Genomic DNA, 21,751 nt, shown 5'->3' on the forward strand with positions numbered 1-21,751 from the left:
GGCTCGTTCAATTCAGGCGAGATCCATCGTGATCCGCAAGGGAATCGGAATTCCTGGGGGATTGAGGCGTGGCAAGCAGTCCTTTCGAAAGCGGCACGGAGTGCACGGTGTACCCGCCGTCGCACCCGTCGCCCGAGCGCAACGGAACCGGGGCCTGACATGGGCGCCCGGCGAACAGCGGACATTCCCGGACGTTTCACGGGGATGGGGCCGCTCATGCTTGTCTGGTCCGGCCAGGCGGTGTCCCTCGTGGGAAGCGCGGCGGTCAGGTTCGCTTTCATCATCGAGGTGTGGTCCACCGGCGAACAGGCCACCGCGGTCACCGCACTCTCGCTGTGCGCTTTGCTGCCACAGGCGGTGTTCAGCCCCATTGCGGGCGCAATTGTCGACCGCATCACCAAACGGGCCGCACTGCAAATAGCGGACGCGGGTGGATTCCTGGTCGTCGGCGCACTCGCCCTCCTTCACTATCTCGGCGCACTCCAGTCCTGGCAGATCTATCCGGCCACCCTGCTGCTCGGGATCTGCGCGGCCTTCCAGTTCCCGGCCCTGTCCTCCGCCGTCCCGCTGCTCGTCCGCAAGGACCAGCTGGGCCGCGCCAACGGGCTGCTGGCGGGCGCCAAGAGCGCCGCCGGTATCGGCGGCCCGGCGCTGGGCGGTCTGATGGTCGCCCTCTTCGGCATCGGTCCCACCCTCCTGGTCGACCTGGCGAGTTACGCCTTCGCCCTGGTCGGTGTCCGACTGGTCCGGCTGACCGGCGACAAGGCCGCTCCCCGGACCGCGGACGGCCACGGCGGGCCACTGCGCAGGATCACCGCCGAGGCGGTCGCGGGACTGCGCTACCTGTTCCGGATACCCAGCCTGCGCGATCTGATCGTCAACTTCTGTGTCGTCAACCTGGTGATGGTCTTCGGCTTCGCGGTCATCCAGCCGATGGTGCTGCTGCGGGCCGGCAACGCCGAACTCGCCGTCGTGAACAGCGCGATCGGCGTCGGCGGAGTCGCCGGCGCGCTGCTCATGGCCGCCTGGGGCGGACCCAGGAACCGGGGCCGGGGCATGATGCTCGGCGTCGTCGGCATGTGTCTGTCCGCGCTGATCGCGATGGCGCTCGTGGACGGTGTGATCGGCTGGAGCCTGGCCATCCTGGTCGGCGCGCTGCTGATGACGACGGTCAACTCCTCGATGCAGGCCATCGTGCAGACCAAGGTCCCCCAGGAGTGGCAGGGCCGGGTCTTCGGCGCGGTGATGTTCCTGTCCCAGATCTCCGTCCCGCTGGCCACGGCGGTCTCCGGCCCCCTCGCCGACCACTTCTTCGAGCCGCAGGCGGCCGACGGTTCCGGCCTCTTCACAGTCCTGGGCCCACTGCTCGGCGACGCCCCCGGCACCGGCATGGCGGCCATGCTCCTCCTCGCCGGCGTCGCCGGAACCGTGGTGGCGCTGTGGGGCCTGGCCAGCCGCTCGATCAGGGACATCGACGTCCTGCTCCCCGATGTCGACGCGAGCGGCGATTCCGGCCCGGCCGCCCCGACCGACGAGGCCACCCCGACCGAAGTGGTCGCCCCCACCGCCCCCACCGCCCCCACCGTCCCCACCGCCCTGGCCGCTGCGGCCACTGCGGCCACCGCGGCCACCGCGGCCGAAGACACCGACGACAGCCGCGACAGGCGAGGTGAGCGCGATGAAGTGCGTGCATGAGCTGTTCGAGGAGCAGGTGGTCCGGGCCCCGGGGGCGACCGCGCTGGTGCACGGCGACGAGCGGCTGAGCTACGCCGAACTCGACGCGCGGGCCGACCGGATGGCGGGCCTGCTCAGTGCGCGCGGAGTGCGGCGCGGCGACACGGTCGGCGTGTATCTCGAGCGCTCCGCCGAACTGGTCGTGGCGGTCCTCGGCATCCTCAAGGCCGGCGCCGGATACGTGATGCTCGACCCGGACTTCCCGGACCAGCGGCTGCGCGCGATGGCGGCGGACGCCGGGGTCGCGGTCGTGGTGTCGTCCCGGGCCGCCGTGACCTCCGCGGTCGCCGGGCCGGTCGCGGTCGAGGTGCCGGGGAGCGCGGCCCCTGCGCCCTCCGGGTCCGCCTCCGTCCCGCCGGTGGGTGCCGAGCTGGTTCCGCCCGCCGGTCTCGGCGGCCGGCCGGTGTACGTCGAAGACGCCCTGACCGCGCGGCCGTTGGGGCGCGGCACGGTGGCCGTGGACGCGGACGACATCGCGTGCGTGATGTTCACCTCCGGCTCGACGGGGCGCCCGAAGGGCATCGCCGCGCCGCATCGCGCGGTGACGTCCACGCTGACCGGGCAGGACTTCGCGTCCTTCGGACCCGGCGCCGTATGGCTCCAGTGCGCGCCGCTGTCCTGGGACGCGTTCGCCCTGGAGCTGTGGGGCCCGCTGATGAACGGGGGCCGGTGCGTCCTGCACCCGGGGCGCCGGCCCGAACCCTTCGTGATCGCCCGGCTCGTGGCCGAGCACGGCATCACGTCCATGTACCTGTCGGCGTCGCTGTTCAACGTGATCGTCGACGAGTACCCGCGGGCGATCGAGGGCCTGAGGGAACTCGTCGTCGGCGGCGAGGCCCTGTCCGCCCCGCACGTGGCCCGCACCCTGCAACGCCTGCCGGAGCTGCGGCTGAGCAACGGCTACGGGCCCGTCGAGTGCATGGTCTTCCTCACCGTCCACCCCGTCACCCCGCACGACGTGGCGGCCGGCGGCCCCGTACCGATCGGCCGTCCGCTCGCCGGCAAGCGGCTGTACGTCCTCGACGAACGGCTCGCCCCGGTCCCGGACGGCACCACGGGCGAGTTGTACGCCGCCGGTGCGGCCGTCGCCCGTGACTACCGCGGGCAGCCCGGCCTCACCGCCGAACGCTTCGTCGCCGCCCCCTCCGGCGAGCGCGTGTACCGCACCGGCGACCTCGTGCGGCGCCGCCCGGACGGGATCCTCGAGTATCTGGGCCGGGCCGACAGCCAGGTGAAGATACGCGGCTTCCGGGTCGAGCCCGGCGAGATAGAGAGCGTGCTGGTCCGCCACCCGGACATCGAGCGGGCCGCCGTCGTCGCCCACGAACACCCGGACGGGGACCGCCAGTTGACCGCGTACGTCATACCGCGCGGCGGCCGGGAACAGGCCCCGCCGGACAGCGACCTGCGGGCGTACGCCCGTGCAGTCCTCGCCGACTACCTGGTCCCCGCCGCCTTCGTCCCCCTGGACGCCCTGCCCCTGACCCCCAGCGGAAAGCTGGACCGCGCGTCCCTGCCGGACCCGGCCGCCGGGCCCACGGGCCGCGCGGCCCGGCCCGATCCGGCTACCGGGCCCACGGCTGGACCCGCCCCGCTCGCCGGTCCGCCGGTCGCGGCGGACGCCACCGTACGGGCGCTGTGCGGGCTCTTCGCCCAGGTCCTGCGGGCCGAAGAGGTCGGTCCCGACGACGACTTCTTCGCGCTGGGCGGCCACTCCCTGCTGGCGGCCCGGCTGCTCGGCCGGATCCACGCGGTGCTCGGAGCCGAGACGGACATCCGCACCTTCTTCGAGGCGCGCACGCCGGCGCGGCTGGCACCCCATGTGGAGGCGGCCCGCGGGTCGGCCCCGCGGCCCGCCCCGGACGCGAGTCCGGCCGCCGTCCACGAACCCGCGCGCACGCTCCCGGTCTCCCACGCCCAGCACCGGCTGTGGTTCCTCGACCGGATCGGCGCCGGCAGCGCGTACAACCTGCCGATGCTCGTACGGCTGCGGGGCGACGTCGACGCGGCCGCGCTCGGCGACGCCCTGCACCTCGTCGCCGAACGCCACGACGTCCTGCGCACCGTCTTCGACGAGGTGGACGGCGCGCCCGTACGACGGGTCCTGACGGGTGCGGCGGGGCGACCCCCGTTCCATCAAGTCGCCGTACCCGAAGGCGAGTTGACCGGACGCATTACTGCCGAGGCGGCTCACCGCTTCGATCTGCGGACCGAACTCCCCCTGCGCGCGACCCTGTTCACCACGCGGGAGCGTCCGGACGAGCACGCGCTGCTGGTGCTCGTCCATCACATCGCCGGCGACGGCTGGTCGCTGCGCCCGCTCTTCCGCGACCTGTCGCACGCCTACGCGGCCCGCACCCGGGGGGAGGGCGGCGGCGCCGGTCCGCGGCCGCTCGCCGTCCCGTACGCGGAACACGCGCGCCGGCTGCTCGACCGGCTCGGCTCGCCGGCCGACCCGCACTCCCTGGCGGCACGGCAGCTCAGGTACTGGCAGAAGGAGCTGGACGGGCTCGCGGCCGACGGCCCGCTGCTGCCGCGCCGCCGGGAGCGGCCCGCCGTGCCGGGTCCCACGGCCGGAACCGTCGTACGCCGGCTGGACGCGACGGCCCATGCCCGGCTCGTCGACTCCGCCCGCGCCCAGGGTGCCACCCTCTTCATGGCCTTGCACGCCGCTCTGGTCACCGCGCTGGTGCGGGCCGGCGCGGACGAGGACACCGCGGTCGGCGCCCCGTTCGCCGGACGCGCCGGTGACGGGAGCGTCGAGGACGTCGTCGGGTTCTTCGTCAACATGCTGGTGCTGCGCACCGATGCTTCCGGGGACCCGACCGCGGGCGAACTGCTGGCCCGGGTCAGGGACACCGACCTGGCCGCCTTCACCCACCAGGACGTGCCGTTCGAGGAAGTGGTCGGCGCGCTCAACCCGGCCCGCACCCCGGGCCGGCAACCGTTCACGGACGTGGTGCTCGCGCTGCAGAACAACGCCCGCGCCGAGGTCGCCCTGCCCGGCGCCGACACCGGCGTCGAGGTCGTGCGCACCGGAGCCGCACGCTTCGAGCTGCTGGTCGACGTGTGCGACGCGACCGGGCCCGGCGGCATCCCGGAGGGTCTGACGCTGACGTTCGAGTACCGCGCCGACTCCCTGGAGCGGGCGTTCGTCGACTGGCTCGCGGACGCCCTCGTGCACGCCCTGGAGAGCGCCGCGGCCGCTCCCGGCACCCGTATCTCGCGGCTCGGCCTGGCCGATCCGCCCCGGCGCGCCGACGAACGCGACCGGATCGCGCTCCCGGTGCGGAAGGGCGCCGCCCCCGCCTGTGGCGACCGTCCCAGGACCGCCGCCGAGCGGGAGGCCGCCGCCGTCTGGTGCGACGTGCTCGGGCTGCCGGACGTCGGTCTGCACGACGACTTCTTCGCGCTCGGCGGCAACTCTCTGCGCGCGGTGCGGGTCGCGGCCCGCCTCAGCACCGAGGGCCGGCCGGTCACCGCGGCCCAGCTCTTCGCCGCCCCGACCCTCGCCGCACTCGCCACCGAGCTGGAGCGGGCCGCGGCCCGGCCCACGCCCGTCCCGGCCGCCATTCCCCGACGCCCGCGCGTGCCGCGCCGGCCGGATCCGCAGCCCCACGGCAGCACGAACCAGAAGGAGAGGCAGTGGACCTCAGCGTGATGTTCTTCGGTGCGGACAGCACCGCCGGTCAGACGCGGCACGCGCAGACGTACGAGGACATCCTCACCGTCGCCCGCACCGCGGACCGGCTCGGCTTCCACGCCGTCTGGACCCCCGAACGCCACTTCCAGCAGGTCGGGCAGGTCTTCCCCAGCCCGCCGGTGCTCAGCGCCGCGCTCGCCGTCGCCACCGAGCGCATCCGGATCCGGGCGGGCAGCGTCGTCCTGCCGCTGCACCACCCACTGCGCGTCGCCGAGGACTGGGCGGTCGTGGACAACCTCTCGCACGGCCGCGTCGGTCTGTCCGTGGCCACCGGCTGGCACTCCGCCGACTTCACCCTCGCCCCCGGCCACTACGCCGACCGCCGGGAACGCACGATGAGCACCATCCCCGTACTGCGGTCGCTGTGGGCGGGGGAGAGCGCCGAGTACCCCGACGGCACCGGCGCGCCCGTCTCCGTCCTGCCGCAGCCGCGGCCCGTGCAGGAGACCCTGCCGCTGTGGGTCACCACCTCGGGGAACCCGGAGACCTGGGAGGCGGCCGGCGGGCTGCGCGCCGGCGTGCTCGGCGCGACCGTCGGACAGACCCGCGACGAACTCGCCGAGAAGATCGCCCGGTACCGGACGGCCTGCGCCGCCGCCCCCGACCAGCGGGGCACCGACGCGCACGGCCGGGTGACGCTGATGGCGCACACCTACGTCGGCGCGGACGACGCGGAGGTAAGCCGCCTCGCGGGCGCGCCGCTGAAGACCTACCTCGCCTCCTACGTCCGCCAGACCGCGGCCAACCGTGCGGCCGACCCCGGCACCGTCCGGCTCACCGACGAACAGACCGCGCTGCTCGCCGAGTTCGCCTTCGAGCGCTATCTGAGCTGGGGCAGTCTCCTCGGTTCCCCGGGCCACTGCGCCAAGATGCTCGCCGATCTGGCGGACCTGGGCGTCGACGAGATCGCCTGCTTCATCGACTTCGGCCTCGGCCGGGACCACGTACTCGCCGGCCTGAACCGCCTGGCCGAACTGAAAGAGACCGTCCGATGAGCGCCCCGACGACCAGCCGCGTCCCGACCGCCGCCCCCGCCGCATCCGCCGCCTCCGCTTCGGCTCCCTCCCTCGCGGACCGGTTCGGTGCGCTCGGCAGTGATCAGCGGGTGCGGCTGATGCGGCGGATGGTGGAGGCCGGGCGGGCCCGGGAGGTGCCCGCCGTGGTGCCGCCGCGCGACGCCGGACGGCCGGCGCGGCTGAGCCCGGCGCAGCAGGACCTGTGGGTGTACGAGTCGCTGTATCCCGGGACCCCGGCGCTCAACCTGTGCTGCGCCTACCACTTCGACCAGCCCGTGGAGGTGGCCCATCTGGAGGCGGCGCTGACGCTGATCCAGCGGCACCACGACATCCTGCGCACCCGGATCAGCACGGGGGACGACGGCGAACTGCGCGTCGACTTCCCCGAGGACGGCCCGTTCGTGCTGGAGCGCGAGGACCTGCGCGGCACCGGAACCGGCATCGGCGAGGCCTTCCGCTCCTTCCGCCGCCGCCCCTTCGACCTCGGCCGGGACAAGCTGATCCGGGCCCGGTTCGTCCAGGTCGACGAGCGGCGCTCGACGCTGATGCTGAGCCTGCACCACATCATCACCGACTGGTGGTCCTTCGACGTGCTGCAGACCGAGTTCGCCGAGGCGTACCGGGCCGTCCGCGAGGGCACCGAGCCGCGGCTGACCCGGCCGGCCATCCAGTACGCCGACTTCTCCGCCTGGCAGGGCGAGTTGCAGGAGTCCGGCGTCTTCGGGGCGCGGCTCGACTTCTGGCGCCGCTACCTCGTCGACCTGCCCGGGCCGCTCACCGTGCCGGGCAGCGGCCCCGCCGCCGGCCGGAGCGCGGTCGGCGGCGAACACGGCGACGGCATCGAGCACATCCCGCTCCGCCTCGACGCCCCCACCGCACGAGCCGTGCGGGCCCTCGCCAGGGAGCGCGGCGCCTCCGTCTACGTCGTGCTGATGGCCGTCTTCGCCGTCCTCGCGCACCGGGTGAGCGGCGCCGACGACCTGGTCCTCGGCACCCCCATCGCCAACCGCTCCGCCAAGGGCCTCGACCAGGTCATCGGGTACGTCATGAACGCCGTGCCGACCCGCTGGCGGGTGCGGCCCGACAGCTCCTTCGCCGACGTCCTGGCCCGGTTCGCCGTCGACTTCCCCGACCTGATGGCCAACGCGGACATCCCGGTCGGCCGGATCGTCTCCGCCACCGCCCCCGAGCGCAGCGCCGGCCGGTCCCCGCTGTTCCAGTGGGTGTTCATGCACCTGACGCAGCAGCCGAGCATTCCCGCCGTACGGGAGTTCGCCGAGCCGGAGCGCATCCACACCGGCGGCGAGCACGACCTCGTGGGCGTCGTGAAGGACAGCGGCGACGGCATGGAGGGCCACTTCGAGATCCGCACGGACACCTTCTCGCCCGAGGCGGTGACGCGTTGGGCCGAGTGCTACGTCGAGCTGATCCACCAGGTCACCGCCGACCCCGACCGCCTCGTCGGCGAGCTCGACGCGGTGCCCGCAGCGATGCGGCAGCGGCTGCTCGCCGGCTCGGCCGGACCGGCCGCGCCCGAGCCCGCCTCGCTGCCCGACCTGGTGGCCGCGCAGGCCGCCCGCACCCCGCACGCGGTGGCCCTGGAGACGGCCGGCACGACCCTGACGTACGCCCAACTCGTCGAGCGCGTCGACCGGTTGGCCGCTCGCCTCGTCCGGCACGGCGCGGGTCCCGGCCGGACCGTGGCGCTGGCCCTGGGCCGCGGCACGGACTGGCCGGTGGCCGCGCTGGCCGTCCAGCGGACCGGCGCAGCCCACCTCCCGCTCGACCCCGAGCACCCCGCGGAGCGCCTCGCCCGCACGCTCGCCGCCGCCGCGCCCGCCCTCCTCGTCACCGGCGCGGAAGGCCTGCCGGTGGCGACGGACGTGCCCCGTCTCGTCCTGGACGAGCGGGCGTACGAGGAGCTGCTGGAGGACGCGGGCCGGTCGCTGCCCGCTCTGCCGCTGGACCCGGCCCTGCCCGCCTATGTCATCCACACCTCCGGTTCGACCGGCGCCCCCAAGGGCGTGGTCGTGCCGCACACGGGGCTGGCCGCGCTGATGCGCACGTTCGTGACGGAATTCGCGCTGGACGGCGGCAGCCGGGTGCTCCAGCTCGGGTCGCCTTCGTTCGACATCTCCGTCGGTGAGATGTGCCTGGCCTTCGGCTCGGGCGGCGCCCTGGTCGTGCCGCCGGCGGGCCCCCTGGTCGGCGGCGACCTCGGACGGGTGCTGACCGACCGGAACATCTCCTGCGCCTTCGTACCGCCGTCCGTCCTGGCGACCGTGCCCGAGGGCCCCTATCCGGCCCTGCGCACCCTCGTCGTGGGCGCCGAGGCATGCCCGCCGGACCTGGTCTCCCGCTGGAGCGCCGACGGACGCCGGCTGCACAACGCGTACGGGCCCACCGAGTCGACCGTCGTCGCGACCGTCTCCGGGCCGCCGGCCGCCGACGGCACCGCCCCGCCCATCGGCACCCCCGTGGCCGGTACCGGCGCCCGTCTCCTCGACGAGCGGCTGCGCCCGGTGCCCGCCGGGGTGAGCGGCGAGCTGTACCTGTCGGGGCCCGCGCTGGCCCACGGCTACCTCGGCCGGCCGGACCTGACCGCCGAACGGTTCGTCGCCGACCCGTACGGGCCGCCCGGCAGCCGGATGTACCGCACCGGCGACCTGGCCTACCGCGACGACGACGGCACCACGCACTATCTGGGCCGCGGCGACGAGCAGGTGAAGCTGCGCGGTCTGCGCATCGAGCCGGGCGAGATCGCGGCCGTACTCACCGAACACCCCTCGGTGGACCGGGCGGTGGCCGTCCTGCGGGAGGGCCGCGGCGGCCGGCCCCACCTGGTCGCCTACGCCGTACCGGTCGCAGGTCACGTGCTCGACCCGGCCACCCTGCTCGCGCACACCGCGGCCCGGCTGCCCACCGGCATGGTCCCCACCGATGTCGTCCCCCTCGACACCTTGCCGCTGACCACCAGCGGCAAGGTCGACCGGGCCGCCCTGCCCGCGCCCGCCGAACGGGACGCGGACGACGGCCGGGCCCCGGCGACCGGACGCGAGAAGACGCTCTGCGCGCTGTTCGCGGAGGTCCTGGGCACCGAACAGGTCGCCGTGGACGGCGACTTCTTCCGGCTCGGCGGCGACAGCATCATGGCCATCCAGCTGGCCTCCCGGGCCTCGGCCGCCGGGCTCGTCCTGACCCCCCGGGACGTGTTCACCGTACGGACGCCGGCGCGGCTCGCCGTGCTCGCGCGCACGCCCGCCGAGCCCGGTTCCGACGAGGAGCGCGACACCGGTGAGGGACGGCTGCCGCTGACGCCGGTGATGCACTGGTGGCGCGAACAGGGTGCCGACACCGGGACGTTCACCCAGTCCATGGTCTTCCCGGTGCCGGCCGGCCTCGACCTGGAGCGGATCCGCGCGGCCGTCCGCGGTCTGGCCGTACGCCACGCGGCCCTGCGCATGCGGCTGCTGCGCCACGACACCGGCTGGGAACTGGAGGTGCCGGGGGCCCCGCCGGCGGACCCGGACAGCGGGTGGGCCCGGCGCGTGGCAGTGCCCGACAGCGCTGAACCCGGCGCCCTGGCCGAGGAGTTGGCGCGCTCCGCGGTGCTGCGGCCGGAGGACGGCGAGATGCTGCGGGCCGTCTGGCTCGACGCCGGACGCGGGCGCCCGGGACTGCTGCTGCTCACCGTGCACCATCTGGCCGTCGACGGCGTGTCCTGGCGGGTCCTGGGACCCGAGTTGGCCGAGGCGCTCACCGCGCCGGCCGCCGACGACATCGCGACCGAGGCCCCCAAGGGCACCTCCTTCACCCGCTGGGCGCGGGAGCTGTCCCGTGAGACGGAGCATCTCGCCGGTGAAGCCAACTGGTGGAAGCGGCAGTTGACCGGACCCGACATCCGGATCGCCGCGGGCCGCGGCGCCGGGGAACGGCGGGCGACCGTCACCGTCGAACTGGGCGCGGAGCTCACCCGCAGTGCCCTCGTCACGCTGCCCGGAGCGTTCAACTGCGGTGCCGACGCCGTCCTGCTCACCGCCCTCGCGGCCGCCGCCGTGCGGTACCGGGGCGACGGCTCGGCCCTGCTCGTCCATCTGGAGGGCCACGGACGCGAACCGCTCTCGGCGCCCGTGGACGTGTCCCGGACCGTCGGCTGGTTCACCACGCAGTACCCGGTCCGCCTCGACATCGGCACCTGGTCCGAAGGGCGGGCGGGGGAGTCCCTGGAACGCGTGAAGGAACAGCTGCGGGCGGTCCCGTCCGGCGGCCTCGGCTGGGGCGTCCTGCGCTATCTCAGCCCCGCCGCGGGACCCGCGCTCGCCGCGCTGCCCGCACCCGACGTCCGCTTCAACTACCTGGGCCGGCTCGGCGGCGGCGACGCGGCCGGCGGACGGCTGCTCGAACCCGGCCCCGACGCGATGCCCCTCGGCCACGCCCTGGAAGTGGACACCCTCGCCCACGAGGAGGCCGGCGAACTGCGCCTGGAAGCGACCTTCTCCTACGCGCCCGGCGTGTTCACCGAGGACGAGGTACGCCTCCTCGCCCGACGGTGGACCGAGGCGCTCACCGCGCTCGCGGCAGGGACCGCACCGGGCGGCACCGACGGCCCCGCACCGTCCGACTTCCCCCTGGTCGACCTGACCAGTGACCAACTCGCGCTGCTGGAGGGCGGCATGGACCTCGATGACCCCGACGACGAGGGCGGCTTCGACGGCCCCGGCCGTCCCGGCGACTTCGGTGCCTTCGACTCCGACGAGTTCGCGGCGTACGACGACCAGGAGGCCGGCCGATGAGCGGGCGCATCGCGGACGTACTCCCGCTCTCCCCCGTCCAGGAGGGCCTGCTCTTCCACGCCCTGCGGGACACCGGGGGACCCGACCCCTATCTGGTCCAGGCCCGCTTCCGGATCGGCCCCTCCGCCGACGCGGCCGCCGTGCGCGCCGGGGTGGACGGGCTCCTGGCACGGCACCCCAACCTGCGCGCCTGCTTCCGGCACAAGCGCCTCAACCGGCCCGTGCAGATCGTCCCGCAGTCCGCCCGGGTGCCCTGGCGGGAGGCGGACCTGACGGGCCTCGCGCCCGCCGAAGTGAGCGACAGGACCGACGAGTTGATGCGTGCGGACGCGCGCCGCCGCTTCGATCTGGCGCGTCCGCCTCTGGTGCGCGCCCTGTTCGTACGGCACGGCACGGGCGCCGAACTGATCCTGGCCGTCCACCACATCCTCATCGACGGCTGGTCCCTGCCCCTGCTGGAACGGGATCTGGCCGACCTGGTCGGGGGCCGGCCGCTGCCACCGCCCGCGCCGTACCGGGACTACCTGGTGTGGCTCAGCGGCCAGGACCAGCGCAAGGCCGACGCGGCCTGGTGCGAGGCGCTCGAAGGACTCGACCGGCCCGCCCTGCTGGCGCCCACCGCGCCGGACGGAGTGGCGGACCGCACGCAGGTGCGGCTGCCCGCCGCGCTCACCGCGGCCCTGACCCGGCGCGCCGCCGAGGCGGGCGTCACCCTCAACACCCTGGTCCAGACGGCCTGGTCACTGGTGCTCGCCCGGATGACCGGCGCACGGGACGTGGTCTTCGGCGCGGTCGTCTCGGGCCGCCCGCACGATCTCCCGGGCGTCGAGAACATGGCCGGCCTGTTCATCAACACCCTGCCCGTACGGATCCGGCTGCGCGAAGGGGAGAGCGTCGGCGCACTCCTCGCCCGCGTCCAGGACGAACAGTCCCGGCTGGTGATCCACCAGCACGCCCGGCTCGCCGAGGTGCAGCGCACGGTCGGCGCCGGTGAACTCTTCGACACGGTCCTGGCGTTCGAGAACTTCCCGCAGCGCGCCGAGGACCAGGCGGGCCCCGACGAGGTGTGCCTGCTCGGGGTCACCGATGCGACGCACTACCCGGTGACGCTCGCGGTCGCCGTGGCCGAGCGGATGCTGCTGTCGGTGAGCTGCCGCCGGGGTGTCCCGGCGGACGCGGTCGCCGGCCGGATGGTGCGGGTCTTCGAGGAGCTGGCGGGCGATCCCGGGCGGCCCGCGGACCGGCTCGACGTCCTCCCCGACGACGAGAGCCGGCTGCTGCTCGACCTGGCCGCCGGCCCGGACCGGCCGCCCGCCGAACCCCCCACGATCGTGGGCCGGTTCGCCGCACAGGCCGAACGCACCCCGCACGCGCCCGCCGTCGAATCCGCCGGTGACATCCTGACGTACGCCCGACTCGACGCCGAGTCGGACCGGATCGCCGCCCGGCTGGCCGCGGCCGGGGTGCTCCCCGGCGACACGGTGGGCCTGCTGCTGCCGCGCTCGCCGTCGCAGATCGTCGCCCAGCTCGCCGTGCTCAAGGCGGGCGGCAGCTGGCTCCCGCTGGACGCGAAGCAGCCACCGGAGCGGCTGGCCCGGCTGACCGCCGCCGCGTCGGTCCGGGTGGCCCTCACCCTGGGCGAGGCGAGAACAGAACTCCCGCCCCACATCGTCCTGCTGGACGTCGTCGAAGAGGGCGGCGACGAGCCCTTCCGCGCGGTGGAGACCCACCCCGACGCGGCCGCCTGCGTCCTGCACACCTCCGGCTCCACCGGCGAACCCAAGGGAGTCGTCGTCCCCCAGCGGGCCATCGTCGAGCTCGCCGCCGACAGCCGCTTCCGGGGCGCCGCCCACCGCCGGGTCCTGCTGCACAGCCCGTACACCTTCGACTCGATGACGTACGAGGTGTGGATCCCGCTGCTGAACGGCGGGACCGTGGTCGTCGCCCCGGCCGGGCCCGTCACGCCCGAGCTGCTCGGGCGCGTGGTGCCCGAGCAGGGGATCACCGCGCTGTTCCTCACCCCCGAACTCCTGCGCACCGTCGCCGAGATCGCGCCCCAGTCGCTCGCCGGGCTGCACGAGGTGTGGGCCGGCGGTGACGTGCTCGCGTCCGGGACCGTGCGCCGGATGCGGGAGCACTGCCCCGGCACGACCGTCGTCAACGGCTACGGGCCCACCGAGACCACGGTGTTCGCCACCGCCCACACCGCGTCGGCGGACACCGGCACCGTGCCCGTGGGCCGCCCGCTGGACAACACCCGCGGCTATGTCCTCGACGACCGGCTGCGCCCGCTGCCGGCCGGCAGCGTCGGCGAGCTGTACGTCGCCGGCAGCGGACTCGCCCGCGGCTACCTCGGACAGCCGGGCCAGACCGCCGAACGGTTCGTCGCCGACCCGTTCGGCCCGCCGGGCTCCCGGATGTACCGCACCGGCGACCTGGCCCGCTGGACCCCGGACGGCGTCCTGGAATTCGCCGGCCGCGCCGACGACCAGATCAAGGTCCGCGGCTTCCGTGTCGAACCGGCCGAGGTCGAAGCCGCCCTGGCCGGCTGCCCCGGCGTGACCCGCGCGGTCGTCGCCGCCCGCCGGGACGCGACCGGCGGCAAACGCCTGGCGGCCTGGCTGGTGCCGGCGGATCCGCCGACCGGGGCGACCGACGCGACCGGAGCAGTCGGACCGGCCGGAGCCGCGCAGGGCACCGATGCCGCCGAGGCCCGCCCGGCCGGGGCCGAGCCCTGGGACGAGGTCCTGGCCCGAGTGCGCCGGTACGCCGCCCGGCACCTGCCCGCGCATCTCGTGCCGTCCGTGTGGGCCCGTATCGACCAGGTCCCGCTCACCCGGCACGGCAAGGTCGACCGGGACGCCCTGCCGGAGCCCGGTCCCGCCGGGGCGGTGGCCGGAGTGCGGGAGCCGCGCAGCGCCCGGGAGCGGGAACTGTGCGCGCTCTTCGCCGAGGTGCTCGGACTGCCGGAGGTGGGCCCCGACACCGACTTCTTCGCGTCCGGCGGGCACTCCCTGACCGCGATGCGGCTGACGTCGAAGGTCGAGGCGGCCCTGGACGTACGGGTCCCGCTGGCCACGCTCTTCGACGCGCCGACCCCGGCCGCGCTCGCCGCCCGGCTCGACGGCGGCACCGGTGCCCGGCGCGCCGGCTCCCGGGCCGACGACAGCCTGGCCCCGGTGCTCACCCTGCGCGCGGGCGACGGCGGCACCCCGCTCTTCTGCCTGCACCCGGGCCTCGGTCTGGGCTGGTCGTTCTCCGCGCTGCTGCGCCACCTCGACCCGGCCCGGCCGGTGCACGCCCTGCAGAGCCCCGCGCTGCTGCGGGGCGCGGACGACCTGCCCGGCACGATGGCCGAGCTGGCGGAGAGCTACGCCGCACGCATCCGCGCCCTCCAGCCGCACGGCCCGTACCTGCTGGTCGGCCGCTCCTTCGGCGGCCCGCTCGCCTACGAGATCGCGGTGCGGCTGCGCGACGCCGGCGAGGAGATCGGGCTGCTCGCGGTGCTGGACGCGATGCCCAAACCACCGGAGGTGTCCCGCACCCCACTGGCCGCGTCCGTGGTCGAGCACGAGGTGCTGCGCCTTCTGCTGCGCACCCACGCGCCCGGTCTGCCGCTGCCGCCGGGCGAGCTCGTCCGCGCGGAGTCGTTCGCCGCGGTCCGCCGCAGCGAGCACGCCTTCGACGGGCTGGACGACGCACGGCTGCACGCCATGGCCGACGCCGGCGCGCACCACATCCGCCTCGCACGGACCTGGCAGCCGTCCCCGTACGACGGCCCGCTGATCCTCTTCTCCGCCACGCACGACTCCGAGGCGCCCACGGCCGAGAAGGCCGCCGCCTGGCTGCGCGGCGCCGCCACGGTCGAGGTACGCGAACTGGCCTGCACCCACAGCGACGTACTCACTGCGGGCCCGGCGGCCGAGATCGCCGCCGTCCTCGAATCCGCCCTGCAACCCGCCCGACAGACCGCCCTCCAGGGGGACTGACCGATGCTCACCGACACCGCCGACCTCGACCTCACCGACCTGTCCACCGGGCCGGGCGAGGAGTACGAGTTCCCCGTCTCCGACGCCCAGAGCCGGCTGCTGGTCCTCGACCAGATGGACCCCGGCACCGCCCAGTACAACGTGCCGGCCGCCTTCGCCGTGCACGGACCCTTCGACGCCGCCGCGTTCGGCCGCGCCCTGGACGCGCTCGTCACCCGCCACGAGTCGCTGCGGACCGTCTTCCGCACCGCACCCGACGGGACCCAGACCCAGCTCGTACGGGCCACCGCCCGCGCCGCGCTCACCGTCAGGGACACCACGGCGCACGAGGTGGACGCCCTGCTGCGGGCCGAGGCGGACCGCCCCTTCGACACAGCCGCCGGACCGCTGCTGCGCTGCACCGTGTACGCCGTCGACGACGGCAGCCACCGCGTCCTCCTCGTCGCCCACCACCTGGTCTGCGACGGCTGGTCGCTCGGCGTGATCCTCGACGGGCTGTCAGCGGCGTACCGCGACGAGCGGGCGGGCCGGCCGCACAGCCCACCCGAACTGCCGCTGCAGTTCCCGGACTACGCCGCCTGGCAGCGCGAACGCCAGGCCGACGGCGCGTACACCGCTTCCGTCGAGCACTGGGCGGCCCGGCTGCGCGGCGCGCCCGCCACCCTCGAACTGCCGCTGGACCGGCCCCGCCCCGCGGTCCGCACCTCCGCCGGCGGCAGCGAGCGGTTCCTGCTCGGGGCGCCGGTCCGTGAGCGCCTCGCCGAGGTGGCGGGGGCCGGCGGCGCCACCCCGTTCATGACCCTGTTCGCCGTGTACGCCGCTTTCCTCGCCCGGCTCTCGGGCCGCGACGACCTGGTGGTCGGCTTCCCGGTGTCGGGGCGCGAGCGGCCCGAACTCCAGGAACTGGCCGGCATGCTGACCAACACCCTGGCCCTGCGCATCGACCTGTCCGGCGACCCGTCCCTGGCCGAGCTGACCGGCCGGATCCGTACCGCGCTGCTGGCCGCCCAGCCCCACCAGGACGCGCCGTTCGAGGCGGTCGTCGACCGGCTCGCCCCGGCCCGCGAGACCAGCCACGACCCGGTGGTCCAGGTCGTCTTCGCGTACGACGACGACACCGCCCTGACCCTGCCGCTCGACGCCGCCCGGACCGAGCGGCTCGAACTCGCTGTGGAAACCGCCAAGTTCGACTTCCACCTCCATGTGGAACGCTGGGGGGACGAGCTGGCCGCCCAGTTCATCTACCGCAGCGACCTGTTCGAGGCGGCGACGGTGCGCCGCTGGGTCCGCAACTTCGAGACCCTGCTGACCGGCCTCCTCGCCGACCCGCACGCGCCGCTGTCCGCCCTCGACCTCGTCCCCGACGACGAACGCCGGGGGACCCTGGCGGCCGCCGACCGCCTCTCCGACGCCGCGGACACCGGCCGGCTGGTCCCCGATCTGGTGGCCGACGTCGCCGAGCGGCGGCCGGACGCCACGGCCCTGGTGTGCGGTGACGTCCGGCTCAGCTATCGCCAACTCCTCGACCGCGCCGATGAGTTGGCCGTCCGGCTGCGCGCCGCGGGCGTCCGCCCCGGCTTCCGGGTCGGCCTGCTGCTGCCCCGCGGCGCCGAACAGGGCATCGCCGCCCTCGCCGTGCTCCGGGCGGGCGGCGCGTACGTCCCCCTGGACCGGGCCCACCCGCACGACCGCCTCCGCTACATGGTCGAGTGCTCCGGTACCGGACTGCTGCTGACAGCGGCGGCGACCGCGGAGAAGGCCGCGGCACTGGGGGTGCCCTGCGTCCGCGCCGACGAGCCGGCACCGGCCGACCCCGACGGAGCGGCCTCCGACGGAGCGGCCCCCGACGGAGCGGCCCTCGACGGAGCGGCCCTCGACGGAGCCGGCCCCGGTGCGCAGGTCCCGCCGTACGAGGGCGGCGCCCCCTCGCCCCTCGACCTCGCCTACGTCCTGTTCACGTCCGGCTCCACCGGACGCCCCAAGGGCGTGGCCGTCGAGCACCGGGCCCTGGTCAACCTCACCCGGGCCGTGCGGCATTCGTTCCCGGTCACGGAGGACGACAAGGTGCTGCAGTTCGTGTCGTTCGGATTCGACGTCGCCGTCTCCGACCTGTTCTTCCCCTGGGTGGCGGGCGCCGAGCTGCACATCCCGCAGGAGGACGAACGCCTCGGTGAGGCGCTGGCCGCCCGGCTGCGGGACTCGGGCATCACCTACGTCTTCCTGCCGCCGTCCGCGGCCATGCTGCTGCCGGACGTCCGCGGGCAGCTGCCCGAGCTGCGGACCCTCGCGGTGGGCGGCGAGGCATGCCCCGCCGAGCTCGTCGAGCGGCTCAGCGAACCGCACCGGCGCATCGTGAACGCGTACGGCCCCAGCGAGGTGACCGTCTACGCCACCACCGCGGACCTGAACCCCGGCGAACCCGTGGTCCTCGGTCGCGCCGTGGCCGGCGCCAAGCTCTATGTCCTGGACACCCGGCTGCGCCCGGTGCCCGTCGGCGTCACCGGCGAGATCTACGTCGCCGGCGCCTCCCTCGGCCGCGGCTACATCGGCCAACCCGGCCTGACCGCCGAGCGGTTCGTCCCCGACCCCTTCGGCGCACCCGGCACCCGCATGTACCGCAGCGGCGACCTCGGCCGGTTCGACGTACACGGGCGGCTGCACTACCTCGGGCGCAGCGACCTCCAGGTCAAGCTGCGCGGGGTACGCATCGAACTCGGCGAGATCGAGGCCCTGTTGGCCGGTTTCCCGGAGGTCGCCGTCGCGGCGGCGACCGTGCGCGGCACCGGTGCCGAACAGCGGCTCGTGGCCTATCTGGTGAGCCGCGACGGGGCCGCGCCGCCCTCCGACGAGGCGTTGCGCGCCCATCTCTCCCGGCGGCTGCCCGGCTTCATGGTGCCGGAGCTCTTCGTCCACCTGGACGAGCTGCCGCTCAGCGCCAACGGCAAGATCGACCGCGCCCGGCTGCCCGAACCCGCCACGGTCCACCGGCTGCCGGATGCCTCGTACACCGCGGCGGACACCGGCACCGAGCGGGAGGTCGCCGAGATCTGGGCCCGGGTCCTGACCCGCGACCGGGTCGGCGTGCACGACAACTTCTTCGAGCTGGGCGGCAATTCGGTCCGTCTGCTGAGCGTGCTGGCGGCCCTGCGCGAGGCGGGCCTGGACGGCGGGCTCTCCCTCGTCGACCTGTTCCGCCACCCGACCGTCTCCGCGCTCGCCGCCCACCTCGACGGCGTCCGCAGCCCGCAGCCCGCCGCCACCGAAGCCGTCTCCGACACAGCAGGACCGTCCGGTGCTCCCTCCGCCGAGTCGGCCGCGGCCGTGCGCGGCGGCGACCGGCACGCACGGCGGACCGCCGCCGCCCGACGACTGACCTCCCGGAAAGGCCTGACCCGATGACCGAGACACCAGCAACCACCGACGGCCTCGACTCCGCGATCGCGGTCGTCGGGATGAGCGGGCGCTTCCCCGGCGCCCCCGATCTGGACGCGTACTGGAACAACCTCGCCGACGGCGTCTGCTCCCTCACCGACTTCACCGAGGACGAACTGCTCGCCGACGGCGCCGACCCGCAGGAGATACGCGGCCGCGACTACGTCCCCACCAAGGGGTTCCTGCCGGACGCGGACCGCTTCGACGCCGAGCTGTTCGGCTTCAACCGCACCGAGGCCACCGCCCTCGACCCCCAGCACCGGCTGCTGCTGCAGACGGCCTGGACCGCCCTGGAGGACGCCGGCTACGACCCGCTCGACGGGCCGCCGCGCACGGGTGTCTACGTCGGCGGCGCGGTCACCGAGCACATGCTGGCCGCCCAGACCGACCCCCGGCTCGCCGCGTCGATCGGCGCCCTCCAGGTGCGGATCCTGACCGACCGCGAGTTCCTCGCCCCCTGGGTCTCCTACCGCCTCGGTCTCGACGGCCCGAGCCTCACCGTGCAGACGGCGTGCTCGACCTCCCTGACGGCGGTGCATCTCGCGGTGCAGGCCCTGCTGCTCGGCGAGTGCGACGCCGCCCTGGCCGGGGGCGTCGCGGTGGACACCGTACGCAAGCGCGGTTACGTCCACTACCAGGGCGGGATCTTCTCGCCGGACGGCCGCTGCCGGCCCTTCGACGAGCAGGCGGGCGGTACGGTGCCGGGCAACGGAGCGGGTGTCGTGGTGCTGCGCCGGCTGTCCGACGCGCTCGCCGACGGAGACCGGGTCCGCGCGGTCATCCGCGGCACGGCCGTCACCAATGACGGTGCCACCAAGGTCGGTTTCACCGCGCCCGGCGTCGACCAGCAGACGGCCGCGATCGTGGAGGCCTGGGCGGCGGCGGGCCTCGACCCGGCGGACGCCCAGTATCTGGAGACGCACGGCACGGCCACCCAGCTCGGCGACCGCATCGAAATGGCCGCGGCGACCGCCGCGTTCAAGGGCGCGATGGGCAGCCGGTCCATCGGCATCGGCTCCGTGAAGTCCAACCTCGGCCATCTGGACGCCGCGGCGGGCGTGGCCGCGTTCATCAAGTCGGTGCTCATGCTGGAGCACGAGACCCTCGTGCCCACCGTCGGCGCCACCCGCCCGCACCCCGACCTCGGCTTCGAGGACTCCCCGTTCTACGTGGTCGACCGGACCGCGCCCTGGACCCGTCCCGAACGCGGTCCGCGCCGCGCCGGCGTGAGCTCGGTCGGCATCGGCGGGACCAATGTCCACGTGGTCCTGGAGCAGGCACCGCCGGTCGCCCCGCCCGCCGCCGACCCGGCGCCGGCGGGCCCCGAACTCCTGCTCCTGTCCGCCCGGACGCGCGAGACGCTGGGCGACCTCGCCGGCCGGCTGGCGTCGGCCCTGGCCGGCGAAGGCGCCCCCTCCCTCGCGGACACCGCCCACACCCTGCGGCTGGGCCGCACCCCCATGGCCGTACGCGCCTATGCGGTGGCCGGTGACCGCGCGGACGCGGTGGCCCGGCTCCGGGAACTGGCGCGGGGGCGCGACGCGACGTGCGCGGAAGCAGGTGACGGTGAACTGCGGGCGCTCGGTGAGGCATGGCTGAGGGGCGAGCAGGTGGCGTGGACGGGCCCTGGCCGGCGGGTGGGGCTGCCGGCGTACCCGTTCGCAGGGGAGAGCCTCGGCGCGCTCGACCTCTCCTCCCGCGTGCCGCACGAGGAGCAGCCGGCGCCGGCCGGGCAGCCGTCCGACGACCTGGAGACGGGCGTCCGCGCCCTGCTGGCCGAGGCGTTGGGGCTGGACTCGGTGGACGACCCGGAGCTGACGTACTTCGCCGCGGGCGGTGACTCCCTCACCGCCGTCCACCTGGTCGGCTGCCTCCGCGATGACTTCGACATCGACGTCCCGATCACCCTGTTCCTGGAGCAGCTCACCCTCCACGAGATGGCCCGCCAGATCATCGCGGTCAAGGAGGCCGGGGGTTCCGAGGACTCGCTGGACGCGCTGCTCGCCGAGTTCGAGGCGGAGTGAGAGGGCAGACGCGGGATGGCGGATGCGAGGCGGCAGGTGCGAGAGCCCAGATGCGAGACGGCATGTGCGAGACCGCACGTGTGAGACCGCACATGTGAGACCGCACATGTAAAAGGGCCGGTGCCCGGACCCGCTCGGGGGTCCGGGCACCGGCCCTTGTCCGTGCGCGGTCCTGACCGCGCCGTGCTCACACCGCCGGGACGCGCCCCGTCCGCAGCGAGGACGTGATCACGTCGGCGACGTACGGCAGATGGTCGTCGAGGTAGAAGTGACCGCCGGGCAGCACATGGCGCGTGAACGGCCCCTCCGTCTCGCGTTCCCACTCCGCCACCCCGTCGACCGTGACCCGGGGGTCGCTGTCCCCGGTCAGCGCCACCACCGGACAGCGCAGCGGGGGACCGGGCCGGTAGGCGTACGCGGAGAGCATCGCGTAGTCGGCGCGCAGCGGCGGCAGCGCGAGCTGGAGGAAGTCCGGGCTGCTCAGCAGCTCGTCGGCGGTGCCGGACAGCAGCCGCAGCTCGGCGAGGAGGTCGTCGTCCGAGGGATGCTCGGGCAACCGGGTGCCGACCGGCAGCGAAGGGCCCTCCCGCCCGGAGACGAACAGCGCGACCGGCGCCCGCCCTTCGGCCTCCAGCCGCCGCGCGGTCTCGAATGCCAGGACCGCTCCCATACTGTGCCCGAACAGGGCCAGCGGCCGGCCGTCCGCGGCGGACCCGTCCGGCCCGGCATCCCGTACGGCGTCGAGCACGGCGTCCACGATGTCGTCCAGCCGCTCGGCGAACGGCTCGCTGAAGCGGTCGAGCCGCCCCGGGTACTGCACGGCCAGGGTCTCGACGGTGCCTTTGACGGAGGCCGACAGCGCATGGTGGGCGCCGGCCGAGCCGCCCGCGTGCGGGAAGCACAGCAGTCGCGCCGGGGCGCCGGGTGCGGGGTGGTAGCGGCGTATCCAGTTGTCCACAACAGCCCTTCTCTCGTGCTGGGTTGGCGGCGGGGCCCGGCCCCGGGCCGGACTCCATGGGAGCGCCCCGGCAACCCTGTCACGGGTCCACCGGGGCGCGGG

Annotated in this window: 8 protein-coding genes; 7 read left to right on the forward strand and 1 reads right to left on the reverse strand. The window is 74.9% G+C overall.

Translation table 11 applies throughout. The annotated features are described in order from the left end of the window. Window positions 1-216 precede the first annotated feature (216 nt). Genes ACFVYF_RS10660 through ACFVYF_RS10690 form a run of 7 tightly spaced genes read left to right on the forward strand, consistent with a single transcriptional unit; the run spans window position 217 to window position 20,691 of the window. Window positions 217-1,695, forward strand: a complete 1,479-nt coding sequence (locus tag ACFVYF_RS10660) for an MFS transporter (protein ID WP_389454000.1) — start codon at window positions 217-219, stop codon at window positions 1,693-1,695. Then, entirely contained in the window at window positions 1,679-5,395 is a 3,717-nt protein-coding gene (locus ACFVYF_RS10665; protein WP_389454003.1) for an amino acid adenylation domain-containing protein, read from the forward strand. The genes ACFVYF_RS10660 and ACFVYF_RS10665 overlap by 17 nt, the downstream gene beginning before the upstream one ends. Then, complete coding sequence (locus ACFVYF_RS10670; protein WP_389454006.1) at window positions 5,380-6,432, forward strand: MupA/Atu3671 family FMN-dependent luciferase-like monooxygenase; 1,053 nt, start codon at window positions 5,380-5,382, stop codon at window positions 6,430-6,432. Before ACFVYF_RS10665 ends, ACFVYF_RS10670 begins: the two co-directional genes overlap by 16 nt. Continuing rightward, complete coding sequence (locus ACFVYF_RS10675) at window positions 6,429-11,246, forward strand: amino acid adenylation domain-containing protein (RefSeq protein ID WP_389454009.1); 4,818 nt, start codon at window positions 6,429-6,431, stop codon at window positions 11,244-11,246. The genes ACFVYF_RS10670 and ACFVYF_RS10675 overlap by 4 nt, the downstream gene beginning before the upstream one ends. Then, window positions 11,243-15,235 (forward strand): amino acid adenylation domain-containing protein, encoded by a 3,993-nt coding sequence (locus tag ACFVYF_RS10680; RefSeq protein WP_389454012.1) that lies wholly within the window; start codon window positions 11,243-11,245, stop codon window positions 15,233-15,235. Before ACFVYF_RS10675 ends, ACFVYF_RS10680 begins: the two co-directional genes overlap by 4 nt. Window positions 15,236-15,238: 3 nt before the next feature. Further along, window positions 15,239-18,634 (forward strand): amino acid adenylation domain-containing protein, encoded by a 3,396-nt coding sequence (locus ACFVYF_RS10685; RefSeq protein ID WP_389454015.1) that lies wholly within the window; start codon window positions 15,239-15,241, stop codon window positions 18,632-18,634. Continuing rightward, a complete protein-coding gene (locus ACFVYF_RS10690; protein ID WP_389454018.1) occupies window positions 18,631-20,691 on the forward strand; it encodes a beta-ketoacyl synthase N-terminal-like domain-containing protein in 2,061 nt (686 codons plus the stop codon). Before ACFVYF_RS10685 ends, ACFVYF_RS10690 begins: the two co-directional genes overlap by 4 nt. A 187-nt stretch (window positions 20,692-20,878) precedes the next feature. Here the strand turns inward: ACFVYF_RS10690 and ACFVYF_RS10695 are convergent, their stop codons facing one another. Then, window positions 20,879-21,649, reverse strand: a complete 771-nt coding sequence (locus ACFVYF_RS10695; protein ID WP_389454021.1) for a thioesterase II family protein — start codon at window positions 21,647-21,649, stop codon at window positions 20,879-20,881. Between the last annotated feature and the right edge of the window lie 102 nt (window positions 21,650-21,751).

This window comes from Streptomyces sp. NPDC058274, from assembly GCF_042881375.1.
Classification (GTDB): Bacteria; Actinomycetota; Actinomycetes; order Streptomycetales; family Streptomycetaceae; genus Streptomyces.